Source organism: Streptomyces sp. NBC_01635 (genome assembly GCF_045209715.1).
Taxonomy (GTDB): domain Bacteria; phylum Actinomycetota; class Actinomycetes; order Streptomycetales; family Streptomycetaceae; genus Streptomyces; species Streptomyces hirsutus.
Genome location: NZ_CP109277.1, coordinates 3,663,014 through 3,681,262 on the forward strand (window position 1 = coordinate 3,663,014; position 18,249 = coordinate 3,681,262).

Annotated in this window: 12 protein-coding genes; 6 read left to right on the plus strand and 6 right to left on the minus strand. The window is 71.2% G+C overall.

Annotation, left to right across the window (positions count from 1 at the left end; genetic code table 11):
* The first annotated feature begins 19 nt into the window (after nt 1–19).
* A complete protein-coding gene (galE, locus tag OHB56_RS17085) occupies nt 20–1,000 on the plus strand; it encodes a UDP-glucose 4-epimerase GalE (protein ID WP_406354235.1) in 981 nt (326 codons plus the stop codon).
* Between the two features lie 12 nt (nt 1,001–1,012).
* On the opposite strand, the gene OHB56_RS17090 is transcribed toward galE, so the two are convergent.
* Entirely contained in the window at nt 1,013–1,639 is a 627-nt protein-coding gene (locus OHB56_RS17090) for a TetR/AcrR family transcriptional regulator (RefSeq protein WP_406354237.1), read from the minus strand.
* Between the two features lie 334 nt (nt 1,640–1,973).
* On the opposite strand from OHB56_RS17090, the gene OHB56_RS17095 reads away from it, so the two are divergent.
* Together OHB56_RS17095 and OHB56_RS17100 are read left to right on the plus strand one after the other, a co-directional pair.
* Complete coding sequence (locus OHB56_RS17095) at nt 1,974–2,900, plus strand: ABC transporter permease (protein WP_406354239.1); 927 nt, start codon at nt 1,974–1,976, stop codon at nt 2,898–2,900.
* Entirely contained in the window at nt 2,893–3,813 is a 921-nt protein-coding gene (locus tag OHB56_RS17100; protein ID WP_406354241.1) for an ABC transporter ATP-binding protein, read from the plus strand. Before OHB56_RS17095 ends, OHB56_RS17100 begins: the two co-directional genes overlap by 8 nt.
* A gap of 104 nt (nt 3,814–3,917) precedes the next feature.
* On the opposite strand, the gene OHB56_RS17105 is transcribed toward OHB56_RS17100, so the two are convergent.
* The 3 genes from OHB56_RS17105 to OHB56_RS17115 all read right to left on the minus strand — a co-directional run bounded on the left by OHB56_RS17105 (nt 3,918) and on the right by OHB56_RS17115 (nt 10,674).
* A complete protein-coding gene (locus OHB56_RS17105; protein WP_406354243.1) occupies nt 3,918–8,846 on the minus strand; it encodes an NAD-glutamate dehydrogenase in 4,929 nt (1,642 codons plus the stop codon).
* Nucleotides 8,847–9,385: 539 nt separating this feature from the next.
* Complete coding sequence (locus OHB56_RS17110; protein WP_055597945.1) at nt 9,386–10,051, minus strand: HAD family hydrolase; 666 nt, start codon at nt 10,049–10,051, stop codon at nt 9,386–9,388.
* 125 nt (nt 10,052–10,176) lie between these two features.
* On the minus strand, nt 10,177–10,674 hold the full coding sequence (locus OHB56_RS17115; protein ID WP_326757018.1) for a DUF6912 family protein: 498 nt from the start codon (nt 10,672–10,674) through the stop codon (nt 10,177–10,179).
* A 377-nt stretch (nt 10,675–11,051) separates the two neighbouring features.
* Between OHB56_RS17115 and OHB56_RS17120 the strand changes: the two genes are divergently transcribed.
* A complete protein-coding gene (locus OHB56_RS17120) occupies nt 11,052–11,843 on the plus strand; it encodes an Rv3235 family protein (RefSeq protein WP_406354245.1) in 792 nt (263 codons plus the stop codon).
* 161 nt (nt 11,844–12,004) lie between these two features.
* On the opposite strand, the gene secA is transcribed toward OHB56_RS17120, so the two are convergent.
* On the minus strand, nt 12,005–14,851 hold the full coding sequence (secA, locus tag OHB56_RS17125; protein WP_326753049.1) for a preprotein translocase subunit SecA: 2,847 nt from the start codon (nt 14,849–14,851) through the stop codon (nt 12,005–12,007).
* 278 nt (nt 14,852–15,129) lie between these two features.
* Between secA and OHB56_RS17130 the strand changes: the two genes are divergently transcribed.
* Both OHB56_RS17130 and OHB56_RS17135 read left to right on the plus strand, forming a co-directional pair.
* Nucleotides 15,130–15,699, plus strand: coding sequence for a GNAT family N-acetyltransferase (locus OHB56_RS17130; protein ID WP_406354248.1), 570 nt, complete (start codon nt 15,130–15,132; stop codon nt 15,697–15,699).
* A gap of 449 nt (nt 15,700–16,148) precedes the next feature.
* Nucleotides 16,149–17,336 carry a DNA glycosylase AlkZ-like family protein gene (locus tag OHB56_RS17135; RefSeq protein ID WP_326753051.1) on the plus strand — a complete coding sequence of 396 codons (1,188 nt, stop codon included), beginning with the start codon at nt 16,149–16,151 and terminating at the stop codon, nt 17,334–17,336.
* 6 nt (nt 17,337–17,342) lie between these two features.
* On the opposite strand, the gene OHB56_RS17140 is transcribed toward OHB56_RS17135, so the two are convergent.
* Complete coding sequence (locus OHB56_RS17140) at nt 17,343–18,113, minus strand: response regulator transcription factor (RefSeq protein WP_055595157.1); 771 nt, start codon at nt 18,111–18,113, stop codon at nt 17,343–17,345.
* Between the last annotated feature and the right edge of the window lie 136 nt (nt 18,114–18,249).

An 18,249-nucleotide genomic window follows, 5' to 3' on the forward strand; every position in this document is an offset into this window, starting at 1 on the left:
GACGAGGGGACGGCCGCACATGACCTGGTTGATCACCGGCGGCGCCGGCTACATCGGGGCGCACGTCGTACACGCGATGACCGAGGCGGGGGAACGGGCGGTGGTGTACGACGACCTGTCCACCGGCATCCCCGACCGCGTGCCGGACGGAGTGCCGCTGGTGGTCGGCTCCGTCCTGGACGGCGAGCGGGTGGCGCGCGCCCTCGCCGACCACGAGGTCACCGGCGTCGTGCACCTGGCGGCGAAGAAGCAGGTCGCCGAGTCGGTGGACCTGCCCCTGCAGTACTACCGGGTGAACGTCGAGGGCCTGCGCGTCCTGCTGGAGGCAGTGACGGCGGCGGGCACGGCGTCGTCCTTCGTGTTCTCGTCCTCGGCGGCGGTGTACGGCACGCCGTCCACCGGCGCCGAACTGGTCACCGAGGACACCCCCTGCCTGCCGATGTCCCCGTACGGCGAGACGAAGCTGGCCGGCGAGTGGCTGGTCCGCGCGACGGGCCGGGCGACCGGACTGTCCACGGCCTCCCTGCGCTACTTCAACGTGGCGGGCGCCGCACGCCCGGAACTCGCCGACGCGGGCGTCTACAACCTCGTCCCCATGGTCTTCGAGAAGCTGACCGCGAACGAGCCCCCGCGCGTGTTCGGCGACGACTACCCGACCCCGGACGGCACCTGCGTCCGCGACTACATCCACGTCGTCGACCTCGCCGAGGCCCATGTGGCCGCCGCCCGCGCCCTGCGCGCCGCACCCGGCCGGGACCTCACCCTCAACATCGGCCGCGGGGAGGGCGTCTCGGTCCGGGGCATGATCGACCGCATCAACGCCCTCACCGGCCACGACCTCCCGCCCACGGTCTCCCCCCGCCGCCCCGGCGACCCGGCGAACGTCGTCGCCTCGGCCGACCGCGCCGCCGCCGAACTCGGCTGGAAGGCCCGCCTCAGCGTCGACGACATGATCGCCTCGGCCTGGACGGGCTGGCAGCGCCTCCACCCCGGAGCCTGACCGCGACCTGCCCTACAGCGCCTTGAGCGCCGCGGTCGTCGCCCTCGCCAGCGTCGCCAGGTAGCCCTTCGGCAGTTTCGGGTTGCGGATGATCACCGAGCGCCAGTACAGCGGGCCCGAGATCAGGTCGAGGGCCAGGGCGTGGTCGATGCCGGGGCGCACCTCGCCCCGCTCCTGTGCCGCCGCGACGATGCCCTTGGCGACCCCGTCCTGCCCCTCCCGCAGCGCCTTCTGCAGGGCCTCGGCGATGTCGGGGTTGCGGGCGGCCTCGGCCTGGAGGTCGGGGAGGATCTGCGAGGCGACGGGGTGGCGCAGGGCGCGTGAGGTGACCTCGTAGAGCAGGCGCAGGTCGCCCTCGAGGGAGCCGGTGTCCGGCGCGGGCAGGCCCTGCACGGCGAGGGCGGAGACCAGGTCCAGGACCAGGTGCAGTTTGGAGCGCCAGCGGCGGTACACCGCGGTCTTGCCGACGCCCGCGCGGCGCGCGATGCCCTCGATGGACATCCGCGCGTAGCCGACGGCCGCGAGTTCCTCGAAGACGGCCGCCCGGATCGCCTCCGTCACGTCCTCGCGCAGCACGGCCGCCCCGGCGGGGGCCCTGCGGCGCGGACGCGGCTGGGGCTCGTCGGCGTTCGTCGTCATGCGGCCCAGCATAGGGCGCGACGACGATACGGGCCCGTTCTGACGACAGCACGTACACCGATTCGACACGGACAGGCACCGGCCGGGCCCGCTCCGGATCCGCTCCGGAGCGGGCCCGGACCTGCTCCGAACCTGCTTCGAACCTGCTCCGGACCCGGGCCGTCACGACGAAACGGTTGCGTTCCGACGTGCGTTCCGCCTACGCTCGCGTGGCGACGATACGGTGCCGTCCCGACGTAGGTGAACACGCGAAGACACGCGGGGAAACACCGGGTGGGACCCGGCACCGCACCATCCCGCCGCCACCCCCACCCCCCTAGCGAAAGCAGCGGATGTGAGTCAGGCCCTCCACACACCGCCTCCCGCACCGGTCCCCCCGGCCGCCGAGGACGACCTCCCGGCCCTCGCCGCCCGCCACGGCCTCACGGTCAGCGGCGCCCGCCCCACCCTGCCCGGCTACGTCCGCGAGCTGTGGGCGCGCCGGCACTTCATCCTCGCCTTCTCGCGGGCGAAGCTGACGGCGCAGTACAGCCAGGCCAAGCTGGGCCAGCTGTGGCAGGTGGCCACCCCGCTGCTGAACGCGGCCGTGTACTTCTTCATCTTCGGTCTGCTGCTGGGCGCCCGTGAGGGCATCCCCAGCGACATCTACGTGCCGTTCCTGGTCACCGGCGTGTTCGTGTTCACCTTCACGCAGAGCTCGGTGCTCGCGGGCGTGCGCGCCATCTCCGGCAACCTGGGCCTGGTGCGGGCCCTGCACTTCCCGCGGGCCGCGCTGCCGGTCTCCTTCGCGCTGCAGCAGCTCCAGCAACTGCTGTTCTCGATGGTCGTCCTGGTCGTCGTGGTGATGGCGTTCGGCAGCATGCCCGCCCTGTCCTGGCTGCTGGTGATCCCCGCGCTGCTGCTCCAGTTCGTCTTCAACACCGGCCTGGCGCTGCTCTTCGCCCGCCTGGGCAGCAGCACCCCCGACCTGGCCCAGCTGATGCCGTTCGTGCTGCGCACCTGGATGTACGCCTCGGGCGTCATGTTCAGCATCCCGGCGATGCTCGCCGACAAGGACGTCCCGCCCTGGCTGGCCGACGTCCTGCAGTGGAACCCGGCCGCGGTCTACATGGACCTGGTCCGCTTCGCGATGATCGACGACTACGGCTCCTCGTACCTGCCGCCGCACGTGTGGGCCTTCGCGGCGGGCTGGGCCCTGCTGGCCGGCGTGATCGGCTTCATCTACTTCTGGAAGGCTGAGGAGACCTACGGCCGTGGCTGACAACACCGACGAGAAGATCCCCACCGTCGTCGCCGACGGCGTCGACATCGTCTACCGGGTCAACGGCACCGGCGCCGGACGCGGCTCCGCCACCGCGGCCCTCAACCGCATCGTGCGCCGCCGCAAGACCGAGAAGGCGTCCGGCGTGCGCACCGTGCACGCGGTGCGCAACGTGTCCTTCGCCGCCTACCGGGGCGAGGCCATCGGCCTGATCGGCACCAACGGCTCGGGCAAGTCGACCCTGCTCAAGGCCGTCGCCGGACTGCTCCCGGTGGAGAACGGCCGGATCTACACCGACGGCCAGCCCTCCCTCCTCGGCGTCAACGCGGCCCTGATGAACGACCTCACCGGCGAGCGCAACGTCATGCTGGGCGGGCTCGCGATGGGCATGTCCCGCGAGCAGGTCCACGAGCGCTACCAGGAGATCGTCGACTTCTCCGGCATCAACGAGAAGGGCGACTTCATCACCCTGCCGATGCGCACCTACTCCTCCGGCATGGCCGCCCGGCTGCGCTTCTCCATCGCCGCCGCGAAGGACCACGACGTCCTGCTCATCGACGAGGCCCTGGCCACCGGCGACCGCTCCTTCCAGAAACGCTCCGAGGGCCGCATCCGCGAGCTGCGCAAGCACGCCGGGACGGTGTTCCTGGTCAGCCACAGCAACAAGTCGATCCGCGACACCTGCGACCGCGTGCTGTGGCTGGAGCGGGGCGAACTGCGCATGGACGGCCCCACGGACGAGGTGCTCAAGGAGTACGAGAAGTTCACCGGCGGCCCGGACAAGGTCCGCAGGCCGAAACCGAAGCCGAAGCCGAAGGCCGAGCCGAAGCCGAACCTCGAGCAGCCCGAGCAGTCCGAGCAGCCCGAGGTGAAGACCCGAACCGAGCCCGAGTCCGCTTCGAAGCCTGCCTGAAGCCGGCACCGCAACGCCGCAGGGGGCGCCCCGGACACGACGGTCCGGGGCGCCCCCTGCGGGTTGTGCTGTGCGCCGTGAGCGGGGCGGGCGCGTACGGCCCCCTACGCGTGCGAGCGCAGCAGCGTCCGCATGGTCCGCATCGCCACCGACAGGTTCGCCAGGTCGAAGGTGTCCGAGCTCTGGATCTCCTCCAGGGTGGTGCGGGCCCGGCCGATGATGGCCTCGTTCTTCGCCTCCCACACCTTGAACCGCTGCTCCGGTGTCGACGTGCCGTTGCCCGCCGCCAGCACGTCGGCCGTGACCGCCGCGTGCGCCGCGTACAGGTCCTCGCGGATCGCCGCGCGGGCCATGGACTGCCAGCGGTCGGCGCGGGGCAGCTCGCTGATCCTGTCCATCAGCTGGGTGATGCGCAGCCGGTCGGCGAGGTCGTAGTACACCTCGGCGACGTCCAGCGGCTCCTTGCCCGTGCGGTCGGCCACCGAGACGATGTCGATCGCCGCGAACACGGAGGAGAACCCTGCCACACGGGTGGCGAGTTCCGCCGGGACACCGACGCCCGCCAGCTCGTCGTGGATCTTCTGGAACCACTCCAGGTCCGCGCCGCGCAGCAGCTTCGGCAGCTGCGACCAGACCAGTTCGACGCGCTCGGCGAAGAACGTCACCGTCTCCTCGAGCTCCAGCGGCTGCGGCCGGTTGTTCAGCAGCCAGCGCGTGCCGCGCTCCACCAGCCGGCGCGAGTGCAGCCTGATCCGGGTCTGGACGTCCGCCGCGACCACGGTGTCGAGGTCCTCGACCCCGTCCCACACCATGGCGGACCGGAAGATCGCGCGGGCCGCGGTCTGGGCCCGGACGATCTCCTCCAGCGACGCTCCGGTCTCCTCCCGCATCCGGTGCAGGTACGTCGTACCGCCCGTGTTGACCGTGTCGTTGACCAGGACGGTCGTGGTGATCTCGCGGCGCAGCGGGTGCGCGTCGATCCGGTCGGCGAACTGCTCGCGCAGCGCGGCCGGGAAGTACGAGTGCAGCAGCACCTTGAGATACGGGTCCTCGGGCAGTGAGGTGCTCAGCAGCTCGTCGGCGACCGTGATCTTCGTGTAGGCCATCAGGACGGCCGTCTCCGGGCCGGTCAGGCCCTGCCCGGCGCTCAGCCGCTCGCGGATCTGGCGGTCGGTGGGCAGGAACTCCAGGGCCCGGTCGAGGTGGCCCTCGCGCACCAGGTGCTTCATGAAGCGCTGCTGGGCGTGGAGCATGTCCTTGGACTGGGCCAGGGCGTTGGCGAGGGCGGTGTTCTGCGCGTAGTTGGTGCGCAGCACCAGCCGGCCGACCTCGTCGGTCATCGAGGCGAGCAGCTTGTTGCGCTGCTTGACCGTCATGTCGCCGTTCGCGACCAGGGTGTTGAACAGGATCTTGATGTTCACCTCGTGGTCGGAGGTGTCCACGCCGGCGCTGTTGTCGATGGCGTCGGTGTTGATCCGGCCGCCGTGCAGCGCGACCTCGATCCGGCCGAGCTGGGTCATGCCCAGGTTGCCGCCCTCGCCGACGACGGCGACCCGCAGGTCCCTGCCGTCGACGCGGATGGGGTCGTTGGCCTTGTCGCCGACGTCGGCGTTGGACTCGCTCGACGCCTTGACGTACGTGCCGATGCCGCCGTTCCACAGGAGGTCCACCGGCGCCTTGAGGATCGCCTGCATCAGGTCCGCCGGGGTCATCTTGGTGACGCCGGAGTCGAGGCCGAGGGCCTCGCGGATCTGGGCGTTGACCGGGATGGACTTGGCGGTGCGCGGGAACACGCCGCCGCCGGCCGACAGCAGGTCGGTGTTGTAGTCCTCCCAGGAGCTGCGCGGCAGCTCGAACAGGCGGCGGCGCTCGGCGTGGCCGAGGGCCGCGTCCGGGGTGGGGTCGATGAAGATGTGCCGGTGGTCGAAGGCGGCGACCAGCCGGATGTGCTCGCTCAGCAGCATGCCGTTGCCGAACACGTCACCGGACATGTCGCCGATGCCGACGACCGTGAAGTCCTGGCTCTGGGTGTCCACGCCCAGTTCCCGGAAGTGCCGCTTGACGGACTCCCAGGCGCCGCGGGCGGTGATGCCCATGCCCTTGTGGTCGTATCCGGCGCTGCCGCCGGAGGCGAAGGCGTCACCGAGCCAGAAGTCGTAGGCCTGGGCGACCTCGTTGGCCGTGTCCGAGAACCTGGCGGTGCCCTTGTCGGCCGCGACGACGAGATAGGTGTCGTCCCCGTCGTGCCGGACCACGTCGACCGGGGGCACGACCTCGCCGGCCACCATGTTGTCGGTGATGTCGAGCAGCGCCGAGATGAACGTCTTGTACGCGGCGATGCCCTCGGCCATCCAGGCGTCGCGGTCCACGGACGGGTCCGGAAGCTGCTTGGCGACGAAGCCGCCCTTGGCGCCGACCGGCACGATGACGGTGTTCTTCACCATCTGCGCCTTGACCAGGCCGAGGATCTCGGTGCGGAAGTCCTCCCTGCGGTCCGACCAGCGCAGGCCGCCGCGCGCGACCTTGCCGAACCGCAGGTGCACGCCCTCGACCCGCGGCGAGTACACCCAGATCTCGAACGCCGGGCGGGGCGCCGGCAGGTCGGGCATGGCCTGCGGGTCGAACTTCATGGAGACGTAGTCGTGCGGGCGGCCGCCGCTCGTCTCCTGGAAGAAGTTGGTGCGCAGCGTCGCCTTGATCACCGTGAGGAAGGAGCGCAGGATGCGGTCCTCGTCGAGCGAGGCGACTTCGTCGAGGGCGGCGTCGACCTCCTCCAGCAGAGCGTCCACCAGCTCGAAGCCGGCACCCTGCCGCTCCGGCGACATCCTCGCCTCGAACAGGGAGACGAGCAGCCGGGTGGTGTGGACGTTGTTGCGGAGGGTGTCCTCCATGTAGTCCTGGCTGAAGGTGGAGCCCGCCTGGCGCAGGTACTTGGCGTAGGAGCGCAGCACCACCGCCTGACGCCAGGTCAGTCCGGCGCTCAGCACCAGGGCGTTGAAACCGTCGTTCTCCGCCTTGCCGGTCCAGGTCGCCGCGAAGGCCTCCTGGAACCGCTCACGGGCGTCGTCGCCGAGGTGGTCGGCGCCGCCGGCGGCCTTGGGCAGCCGCAGTCCGAAGTCGTAGACCCAGGCCACGCTGCCGTCGTCGCGGCGCAGCTCGTAGGGCCGCTCGTCGACGACCTCGACGCCGAGCCGCTGGAGCACGGGCAGCACGGCCGAGAGGGAAACGGCCTCACCCTTGCGGTAGATCTTGAAGCGGCGCACCTCGGGGGTCGCGCCCACCGGCTCGTACAGGCTGAGATCGAAGTTCTGCTCGTCGTCGAGCTGTTCGATCCGGACCAGGTCGGCGACGGCGCCGCGCGGGGTGTGGTCGGCCTTGTACCCCTCGGTGAAGGCGTTCGCGTAGCGGCGCAGCAGTTCGGCGGCGCGCTCCTCGCCCAGTTCCGCGGTGAGGGCCTCGCCGAAGCCGTCGGCCCAGGAGCGGGCGGCCTCGACCAGCCGGGTCTCGATGCGCTCCCGGTCCTGGTCGGACAGCTGCGACAGCTCGGTGCCCTGCGGGACGCGGACCACGAAGTGCAGCCGGGAGAGGATCGACTCGGTGTTCCAGGCGGTGAAGTCGACGCTGATGCCGCCGAGTTCCTCCTTGAGGATGTCGATGATCCTCAGCCGCACACCGGTGGTGTACCGGTCGCGGGGAAGGTAGACGAGGGCGGAGTAGTAGCGCCCGTACTCGTCCTGACGCAGGTAGAGCCGCAGGCGGCGGCGCTCCTGGAGGTAGAGCACCGAGGTGGCGATGGCCCGGAGCTCGTCGGGCGGGGTCTGGAAGAGCTCGTCGCGCGGGTAGGTCTCCAGGATCTGCAGCAGGTCGCGCCCGTCATGGCTGTGCGGCGAGAAGCCGGCGCGCTCGAGGACCTCCTCGACCTTGCGGCGGATCACCGGGACCCGGCGGACGGACTCGGTGTAGGCGGCCGAGGAGAACAGGCCGAGGAAGCGGCGCTCGCCGACGACGTTGCCGTCCGCGTCGAACTTCTTGACGCCGATGTAGTCCAGGTACGACGGCCGGTGCACGGTGGCCCGGCTGTTGGCCTTGGTCAGGACGAGCAGCTTGTGCTCGCGCGCCTTGGCCCGGGCGTCGGCGGGCAGCCGCTCGAAGGACGGGCTGACCGGGTGGTCCTCGTCGGTGGCGTGGTGCGGGTCGGAGCGCAGGATGCCGAGGCCGGTGCCGGGGACGGCGGCCAGCGAGTCGTCGTCGCGCAGCTGGTACTCGCGGTAGCCGAGGAAGGTGAAGTGGTCGTCGGCGAGCCAGCGCAGCAGCTCCCGGGCCTCCTCGACCTGCGGGCCCGGCACGTCCACGGGGACGGGTTCGTCGGGCAGGTCCTCGGCCAGCAGGGTCGCCACCTGCCGCATCTTGCCCCAGTCCTCGACGGCCTCGCGGACGTCGGACAGGACGCGCAGCAGGTCGGCGGTGATCTGCTTGAGGTCGCCGCGGTCGCTCTCGCGGTCGGTCTCGACGTGGATCCAGGACTCGATGTGGGCGTCGTGCGGGAGTTCGCCCCCGGCGGGTGCGGCGGACACCTCGATCAGTTTGCCGGTGAGGTCGCGGCGCACCACCACCTGCGGGTGGATGACGACGTGGATGCCGCGGCCCTGCCGGGTCAGCTCATTGGTGACGGAGTCCACGAGGAAGGGCATGTCGTCGGTGACCACCTCGACGACGGAGTGGCTGCACGTCCAGCCGTTCTCCTCGACGGTCGGGGTGTGGACCCGGACGTTGGCCGTGCCCTGGGGACGGTTCTCGGCCAGCCGGAGGTGCGAGAAGGCGGCTCCGAAGACGTCGACCGGGTCGCGGCCGACAAGGTCCTCCGGGGCAGTGTGCAGGTAGTAGCGCTGGAGGAACGCGAGCACGGTGTCCCGGTCGGGCATGCCCTTGTCCGTGGTCCCGGTCGGCAGTTTCCCCCCGGCCGGGCTGTTCTCAGCTACCCGGGCGGCCTTTTCGAGCAGCTCGGCCTTTGCTTCGTCCAGCTTGGTCTGCATTGTCCTCTGGCTCCTGTCGCGCGCCATTGCGTGACGTAGAAGGAAGTACGGTCTCTGCGCCCGCGGTGCGGTGGTACGGCGCGGGGTGTCCGCTCCGTACCGACGCTATGCCGCAGGATGAGACGAGCGGGGGCTTCTCTGCCAATTCCGGCGCGCCCGACGGGTGTGACGCTGCTCTCCGCGACGTCCGTACCCGGGAGATGTGGCGCGCCTCGGGGACCCTCCGGGTCCCGTCCCGCCCGCGAGGACCAGCGAGCGCCGCCCGGTCACGGATGTCGTCCGTGCTCTCCGGGCGCACAACGGGGACGACGAGGCCCCCGCGAGCTATCGCGCTGATCACGCCACCCAGGCTATCCCCCCTCGCGGGGGGCCCGTCATGAGCCGTATGTGTACAAAACATGGGGTGGAACTTTGACGTTCTGCACAGTGCGTTTCCGGCGACATTCGGTCGTCCGCCGTCCGCTTCCTGGTCGTCCGCCGTCCGTTTCCCGCCGACCGCCCTTCGCCGTGGCGCCCGGCGTCCGGCTCAGGCGTCCGGCTCAGGCTGCCAGGCGTTCCGCTTCCTCGACGGCCTCCGCCAGCGTGTCCACCACCGGCACCCCCACCGCTTCGAGGCTGGCTCTGCTGTGCGAACCGCCGGTGTAGAGCACGGCTCCCGCCCCCACGTGCCGCGCGGCCAGCGCGTCGTCGGCGGCGTCCCCGATCACCACCGTGCGGGCCGGGTCCACGCCGGTCAGCGCGCCGAGGTGGCGCGCCATGTGCTCCGACTTGCCGCCACCGGACGGGCCGGTCCGCCCGTCGACGCGCAGGAAGTGGGACTCGATGCCGAAGCCCCGGACCAGGGGCACGAGGTCCTCGTGCCCGTACATGCTGAGGATCGACTGGCTGCGCCCCGCCGACGACCATCCGGCCAGCAGCTCCGCCACCCCCTCGGCGAGCGCGCACCGCACCCGGTGCTCGGTGTAGTACCGGTGGAAGGTCGCGTCCATCAGCTCCCACTCGGCCTCGGTGGGCAGCCGTCCCATCAGCCGCTCGTAGAACTTCGGCACCGGCACGCAGTACAGCTCCCGGTACCGCTCCAGCGTGAGCGGCTCCAGGCCGAGCTCGGCGAAGGCGGCGTTCGTCGCTCCGATGACCGCGTCGACGTCGTGGAACAGCGTGCCGTTCCAGTCCCAGACGATGTGCGCGTCCCTGTGCATCCCCATGGGAAAAAAGTACCCGCCGCCACTGACAGCCGGGAGACCACCGGATCGGCGCCGCACCCGGCGGCCGGGAACGCGACGCCGGCACCGGGCCTCTCCCCGGTCCGGCCCGGTGCGAACGGAAGACCTCAGACCGCCGGCCCCAGCAGGTTCGGGATCTCCTGCGTGGCGTACCACAGCAGTTCGTGCTCCTCCGCCCCGTCCACGACGGACTGGGCGCCGTCGTCCCCGCCGTCCGCCGCGGGCAGCGCCTGCGCGGCCGCCGTCACGTCCGGCTCCGCGTCCGCCGCGTCCACGTGCACCGCCGCCGCCCGGTCCAGCCGTACGGGCCCGTCGACCCACAGCGCACCGGGGCCGGCCGGATCGGCCGAGACCGCCCCGTCGGGCACGTCCACGGCGACCACGACCCGGCGCCGCGGCGCGCCGGCGTCCGCGGCCAGCAGCCGCAGCGAGGCCAGCGCGGCGAAGCCCAGCGCCGCGTACTCCTGGTCCTCGGCGTACTCGGAGGGGTACCACTCTCGCAGCGCGGGCGTCACACCGTAGGCGGGGAACCGCCCGGCGCCCAGCTCTCCCGTCCGGTACGCCTCGGCGAGACCGGAGAGGGTCAGGGGGACGTAGACGCGCATGTCGGCGGCTTTGACGCGCATGTGGGCAGCTTTCGTGGTCGGAGGTCCGCCGGGGATCGCGGGGCACCTCTGGGGCGGCCGCATCCGGCCGGGTGAGCCTTCAGGGTACGTGCGGCGTCCCCCATCGGGTTCCCGCCCACCCCCTCGGCGGTGTCCACCCCGAGCCCGGAATTCACCCGGCACGCCCGCTCCCGGACGGGATCGACCGGCCGTCATTCACTCGGATAAGTGAATCCTCCCGCCGTCCCGACACGGCTCACGGCGCCTTGCCGTCGCCCTCCGCCGCCCCGTACAAGATCCCCAACCACGAAGTTACCGCCCGGTATCGCCCCGGTCCCCCGGCCGGCGGCGACGCCCGGCCCGTCGAACGGGGTCCCGTGAACAAGGTCATGACCAGGGCTCAGCACCGCACCGGTACGCGTCCTCCCGGCCGCCGCGACATGCGCCGCCCGACCGGCACCACCCCTCCCCGCATCCCCTCGGGTGGCACCGCGCCCGCCCCGTCACCCGGTGAGGGCCGTCCCTCTCCCTCGGCCGGCGCCGCCTCCACCCGCCCCACCGACAACCGCCCGCCGTCCTTGACCGCGACAGCCGCGGCGGCGCCCGGACGTCCTCACCCCCTGCCGCTGTCCGCCGGCCCCGCGCAGGAAGCCTCCGTACGCGCCGCGAGGGCCGTCCCGGCCCGGGCCCCGCGTCCCGCCGCCCTCCGACCGCCGTACCTCACCGACGTTCCCGCGCCGCCCGCCGTCCCCGCACCGCTCATCCGTCCCGCACCTGCTCCGGCCGTCCCCCGGGTGCCCGCCCGGACCCCCCGCCGGCCCGTTCCGCAGCCCCGCCCCACCGACCACTTCGCCGAACTGCTCCTCGCCGTCCTGAGCGGTCAGCGGCCCGTCCACTCCATGCTCCGGCACACCGCGGGCCGCGCCTACGACGAGCTGGCGGACCTCGCCGAACGCGGTCCGCTGCGTACCCGCGGTACCCGCCCGGTCGTGCGCGACATCGGCTACTACGTCCCCCGCGAGGGCGCCCTCGAGGTGTTCGCCCGGATCGGCGCGGGCGACAGGCTGCGGGCCATGGCCTTCCGTCTGGAACAGGGCCACGACCTGCGCTGGCGCTGCACCGCCGTGGAACTGGGCGGCCCCCGTCCGCCCCGCCCGCACGGCCACTGAGCGCCGCACCCCGCCACCGGGCCGTGCGGGCCCCGCACGGCCCTGCCAGGCCCCCTACGCCCCTGCCTGGCCCCGTAGACGCCCGAGGGCCGGACACCCCAGGGGTGTCCGGCCCTCGGGCCGTCTCCGCCGGCAGCTCATCGCTCCCGGCGGAGCCGTGGTCACTTCTTGCGGCGGCGTCCGCCCCGCGCCTGCTTGCGGCGCTCGGCGCGGGTGAGGCCGTCGGCCTCGGAGCGCACCGGCTCGTCCTCGGCGAACTCGCCCTCGACGGTGCCGCCCTCGCCGTCCACCGTCGGCGCGGAGAAGTGCAGGTTCCGCCGCTGCGGGGCATCGAGCCCCTTGGCGCGGATCTCCGGCCGGGAACCCGCCTGCGCGGGCACCGCGTCCTGCGGGGTCTTGGCCAACGACGGCGCCGCCTCCTCCTCGACCGGGACCTCCTCGACCTGCTGCTCGACCTGGACCTCCAGGTTGAACAGGTAGCCGACGGACTCCTCCTTGATGCCGTCCATCATCGCGGTGAACATGTCGAAGCCCTCGCGCTGGTACTCGACCAGGGGGTCCTTCTGCGCCATCGCGCGCAGGCCGATGCCCTCCTGGAGGTAGTCCATCTCGTAGAGGTGCTCGCGCCACTTGCGGTCCAGGACCGACAGCACGACCCGGCGCTCCAGCTCCCGCATGATCTCCGAGCCGAGCTGCGCCTCACGCTGCTCGTACTGCTCGCGGATGTCCTCCTTGATGGTGTCGCCGATGTACTCGGCCGTCAGCCCGGCCCGGTCGCCGGCCTCCTCCTCGAGTTCCTCGACGGTGATCCTGGTCGGGTAGAGCTGCTTGAAGGCGCCCCACAGCCGGTCCAGGTCCCAGTCCTCGGGGAAGCCCTCGGCCGTCTCCGCCTGCACGTAGGCGTCGATGGTGTCGTCCATGAAGTGGTGGATCTGCTCCTGCAGGTCCTCGCCCTCCAGGACGCGGCGCCGCTCGCCGTAGATGACCTCGCGCTGGCGGTTGAGGACCTCGTCGTACTTCAGGACGTTCTTACGGGTCTCGAAGTTCTGCGTCTCGACCTGCGACTGGGCCGACGCGATCGCGCGCGTGACCATCTTGTTCTCGATCGGCACGTCGTCCGGCACGTTCGCCATGGACATCACACGCTCGACCATCTGGGCCTTGAACAGGCGCATCAGGTCGTCGCCGAGCGACAGGTAGAAGCGGGACTCGCCGGGGTCGCCCTGACGGCCGGAACGGCCGCGCAGCTGGTTGTCGATCCGCCGCGACTCGTGCCGCTCGGTGCCGAGCACGTAGAGCCCGCCGAGCCGCTCGACCTCGTCCTTCTCGGCCTTGACCGCGTCCTCGGCCCGTCCGAGCGCCTCCGGCAGGGCGTGCGCCCACTCCTCGATGTGCTCCTCGGGGTCGAGGCCGCGCTGGCGCAGCTCCGCCTCGGCGAGGTCCTCGGGGTTTCCGCCCAGCTTGATGTCCGTACCGCGGCCGGCCATGTTGGTCGCCACCGTGACGGCGCCCCTGCGGCCGGCCTGGGCGACGATCGTCGCCTCACGGTCGTGGTGCTTGGCGTTCAGCACCTCGTGCTGGATGCCGCGCTTGCTGAGCTGCTGCGAGAGGTACTCGGACTTCTCCACCGAGGTGGTGCCGACGAGGATCGGCTGGCCCTTGCCGTGCTTCTCCTCGATGTCGTCGACGACGGCCTCGAACTTGGCGACCTCGGTGCGGTAGATCAGGTCCGCCTGGTCCTTGCGGACCATGTCCCGGTTGGTCGGGATGGGCACCACGCCGAGCTTGTAGATCTGGTGGAACTCGGCGGCCTCGGTCATCGCCGTACCGGTCATGCCGGACAGGCCGGGCTGTTCCTTGCCCCCGTGGTCGCTGCGCTTGTAGAGGCGGAAGAAGTTCTGGAGGGTGATGGTGGCGAGCGTCTGGTTCTCGTCCTTGATCGGCACCGCCTCCTTCGCCTCGATCGCCTGGTGCATGCCCTCGTTGTAGCGGCGACCCGCGAGGATACGGCCGGTGTGCTCGTCGACGATCATGACCTCGTCGTCGATGATCACGTAGTCCTTGTCGCGCTTGAAGAGCTCCTTCGCCTTGATGGCGTTGTTCAGGTAGCCCACCAGCGGGGTGTTGACCGACTCGTAGAGGTTGTCGATGCCCAGCCAGTCCTCGACCTTGGCGACTCCGGACTCGTGGATGGCGACCGTGCGCTTCTTCTCGTCGACCTCGTAGTCGCCGGTCTCCTCGATGCCCTTGAGGGGGTTGCCGGGCTCGCCGCGCTTGAGGCGCTTGACCAGCTTGGCGAAGTCGCCGTACCACTTGGTGGCCTGGTCGGCCGGGCCGGAGATGATCAGCGGCGTACGGGCCTCGTCGATGAGGATCGAGTCGACCTCGTCGACGACGGCGAAGTTGTGGCCGCGCTGGACCAGCTCGTCCTTGGACCACGCCATGTTGTCGCGCAGGTAGTCGAAGCCGAACTCGTTGTTCGTGCCGTAGGTGATGTCGCAGCCGTACTGCTCGCGGCGCTGGGCCGGCGTCATGTTGGCCAGGATGCAGCCGACGTCCAGGCCGAGGAACTTGTGGACGCGGCCCATCGTCTCGGAGTCGCGCTCGGCCAGGTAGTCGTTGACGGTGATGATGTGGACGCCCTTGCCGGACAGCGCGTTGAGGTACGCGGGCAGGGTGCCGACGAGGGTCTTGCCCTCACCGGTCTTCATCTCGGCCACGTATCCCATGTGCAGGGCGGCGCCGCCCATGATCTGCACGTCGTAGTGCCGCTGGCCCAGGGCGCGCTTGGCGGCCTCACGGACGGTGGCGAAGGCCTCGGGGAGCAGGTCGTCCAGGCTCTCGCCGTCGGCGTACCGCTGTTTGTACTCATCGGTGAGGGCCCGCAGCTCGGCGTCGGAGAGGTCGACGAAGTCCTCTTCGATGGAGTTGACCTGGCCCGCGATGCGGTGCAGCTTGCGCAGGATCTTGCCTTCGCCTGCACGCATGATCTTGGAGAGGACGGACACGGGGGGTGGTCTCCTTGCCGGTCGGGCCTGGGACGGTCGGTTTCCATTTCATTGCTGAGCAACGGCCATCGTATGCGAGGACCCCACCACGCCGGGAGGCCTGCCGTGACCGTGGCCGCGCACAGCGTCATATCTGTTTCACGGCCGCTTTCAAAGGGACAACGCCCGTGCCCTCCGGATGGTGCCGCCCCGCCCACCGAATTGCACGAAGGGTGACTCTTTCCTCACACACGGCAAAGAGTTGGCGTCTCCTTCTCCTCCGCGAGCAGAATCGGCCGATGGACCCCGTCACCCTCACCACCGACCGTCTTCTGCTGCGCACGGCCGGCCCCCAGGACACCGACGCCGTGTACGCCGCCTGCCAGGACTCCGACATCCAGCGCTGGACCACGGTTCCCTCCCCGTACCTTCCCGAGCACGCGCGGGGCTTCACGGAGCAGATGGTCCCGGACGGCTGGGCGAGCGGTTCGATGTTCACCTTCGGCCTCTTCCTCCCCTCCGGGGAGCTCACCGGCATGCTCGGCATCACCATGCGGTCCCTGGGGGTGGGGGAGATCGGCTACTGGGGCGTCAAGGAGCACCGCGGACACGGCTACATCACCGAGGCCGCGGTCGCCGTGTCGCGCTGGGCCTTCACGAAGATGTCCGTCGACCGCGTGGAATGGCGCGCCGAGGTCGGCAACCGGGCCTCCCGCGCGGTGGCGGAACGGGCGGGCTTCGTCCTCGAGGGCACCCTGCGCTCCTCGCTCAACAACAAGGGGGTGCTGCGCGACTGCTGGATCGGCTCCCTGCTCCCGTCCGACCTGGGCCTCGCCTCGACGGTCCCCTACCTGCCCGCCAAGCAGTGACGCCCTCCGGCCCCGGACCGACCTCGGATCACCCCGGCCCGGCCTCCGGGCCGCTCCGGTCCGGCTTCCGGGCCGCTCCGGTCCGGCTTCCGGGCCGCTCCGGTCCGGCTTCCGGGCCGCTCCGGTCCGAAAGCCGGGGCTCGGGCGAGGCTCCGGGGCGGTCTGCGGGCCTCCCCGGTCCGATCTCCGGACGGTCTCCGGTCCGGATCAGGGGTGGCAGGGGGCGACGAGTGGCGGCAAGGAACCGCTCGGATCGTCCCCGGGCCGCGGTGCCCGCCCAGGGCCCGACGGCCCGTCAGGCGGATCGTGCCGGAGCCCCCTGTCCTGACAAACACCGCCGACCGCCTCCGGTCTTGATCCGCCGGGCAGGTCCCAGCCCGCCGCCCGGCCGTTTCCAGTGCCGCCCTCTGTCCGGCCGTTGTCAGTGCCGCCCTCTATCGTGCGGACGTATGACGACCCTCCCTCGTCCGTCCACGGACCTCTCGGCAGCCGAGGCCCGCCGCATCGCCCTGCGGGCGCAGGGCTTCCTGGGCGCCCCCGACCGCCGCTCCGGCATCCGGGGGGTCCTGCGTCACCTGGGCGCGGTGCAGCTCGACACCATCTCCGTCCTCGCCCGCTCCCACGAACTGATCCCCTACGCCCGTCTCGGCGCCGTCGGCCGGGCGACGGTCGAGGACGCGTACTGGAAGTCCGGGGCCGAGCCGCCGCGCGCCTTCGAGTACTGGTCGCACGCGGCCTGCCTGCTGCCGATCGAGGAGTGGCCGCACTTCGCCTTCCGCCGCCGCGCCTACCGCGCCCGCCCGCACTGGAACCACGAGCTGCCCGACGGCGCCTACGACCAGGTCGTCAAACAGCTCCGCGCCCGGGGCCCGCTCACGGCGACCGACCTGGGCGGCGCGAAGCGCACCAGCGAGTGGTGGGACTGGTCCGGCTCCAAGGTCGCCGTCGAGCGGGCCCTGATGTACGGCGAGGTGGTGTGCGTCGAGCGCCGCGGCTGGAAGCGGGTCTACGACCTCGCCGAGCGCGCGATCCCCACAGCCCTGCTGCACGACGAGCTGGACGACGCCGAGTGCCTGCGCCGGCTGGTCGGCCTGGCCGGCAGGTCACTCGGCGTCGGCACCCGCGCGGACCTCGCCGACTACCACCGGCTCAAGGGGGAGCAGGTCGACGCGGTGATCGCCGACTCGGGCCTGGTGCCGGTCGCGGTCGAAGGCTGGTCCAAGCCGGCCTGGGCCGATCCGGAGGCCCTCGCCACTCCCCCGCGCGGACGCCACCGTACGACGTTGCTGTCCCCGTTCGACTCCCTGGTCTGGGAGCGGGCGCGCACCGAGCGGATCTTCGGCTTCACGCACCGCCTGGAGGCCTACGTGCCGAAGCCGAAGCGGGTGCACGGCTACTTCGCGATGCCCGTGCTCGCCGGGGGCCGGCTCGTCGGCCGCGTCGACCCGGCCCGCGAGGGCCGCACCCTGGTGGCGAAGCAGGTCACGCTGGACGGCCCCAAGGCGGTCCCCGCCGTCGCACAGGCCCTGGTGGAGGCGGCGGGCTGGGTGGACTGCACGGACGTCCGCGTGGAGCGGGTCGACGCACCGGAGTTGCGCGAGCCGCTCACCGCGGAACTGTCCCGCGCCCTCGCCTGACGGCGCTCAGCGGATCTCGAGGATCTTCTCCCGCATCGCGTAGACCACCGCCTCCATCCTGGAGTGCAGCTGCAGCTTCTCCAGGATGTTGCGCACATGGTTCTTCACGGTGTTCTCGGAGATGAACAGCTCCTTGGCGATGTCCCGGTTGTTCATCCCCGTGGCGACGAGCTTGAGTACTTCGAGTTCACGGTCCGTCAGCCGGGGCGCGGGCACCAGCCGGCGCTCGTCGGTGCGCTGGATCATCGACTTGAACTCGGTGAGCAGCTTCGACGCCATGGACGGGCTGATCTGCGACTGCCCGTCGGCCACCGCCCGGATGGCGGTGGCCACCTCGTCCGTGGAGATCTCCTTGAGGAGGTAACCGGTCGCGCCCGCCTTGATGGCGTCGTAGAGGTCGGCTTCCTCGTCGCTGATCGTCAGCATGATGATCTTCGCGCTGGGGGCCACCTCCTTGATGGAGGTGCACGCCTCGATACCGCCCCGCTTGGGCATCCGCACATCCATCAGGATGATGTCCGGCAGCAGGTCGGCGGCCTTCTCCACCGCTTCCGCGCCGTCCCCCGCCTCGCCGACGACCTGGATGTCCTCCTCGGCCGCGAGCACGATCTCCAGACCGCGACGGAACAGCGCGTGGTCGTCCACCACGAGGACTCTGATCGGCTCCCGGTCCGCCTCCTTCGCCGGCTCCCCGTACCGGGAGCCCGCGTCCGGCCCCGTGCCGGTGCCGCTGTCGTCGGAGTCCTCTCCACGCATCGGTCCGAAGCTGTCCGCCATCGTTCCTCCCCCTGAAGGCTGTGGCCTGTGGTCCTGAGCCATCGCCAACCCAAGGCAACGGCCCACCGTTTGGGCCGTTGCCGCCATGATTCCATGCCCGGACGGCACCGGGGTGACAGCTCGGGGTGCGAAGTGG

Coding starts and splice junctions, on each gene's coding strand:
- galE (WP_406354235.1), top strand. CDS start 20: ATGACCTGGTTGATCACCGGCGGCGCCGGCTACATCGGGGCGCACGTC.
- OHB56_RS17105 (WP_406354243.1), bottom strand. CDS start 8,846: ATGCAGACCAAGCTGGACGAAGCAAAGGCCGAGCTGCTCGAAAAGGCC.
- OHB56_RS17090 (WP_406354237.1), bottom strand. CDS start 1,639: ATGACGACGAACGCCGACGAGCCCCAGCCGCGTCCGCGCCGCAGGGCC.
- OHB56_RS17130 (WP_406354248.1), top strand. CDS start 15,130: ATGGACCCCGTCACCCTCACCACCGACCGTCTTCTGCTGCGCACGGCC.
- OHB56_RS17115 (WP_326757018.1), bottom strand. CDS start 10,674: ATGCGCGTCTACGTCCCCCTGACCCTCTCCGGTCTCGCCGAGGCGTAC.
- OHB56_RS17135 (WP_326753051.1), top strand. CDS start 16,149: ATGACGACCCTCCCTCGTCCGTCCACGGACCTCTCGGCAGCCGAGGCC.
- OHB56_RS17110 (WP_055597945.1), bottom strand. CDS start 10,051: ATGGGGATGCACAGGGACGCGCACATCGTCTGGGACTGGAACGGCACG.
- OHB56_RS17140 (WP_055595157.1), bottom strand. CDS start 18,113: ATGGCGGACAGCTTCGGACCGATGCGTGGAGAGGACTCCGACGACAGC.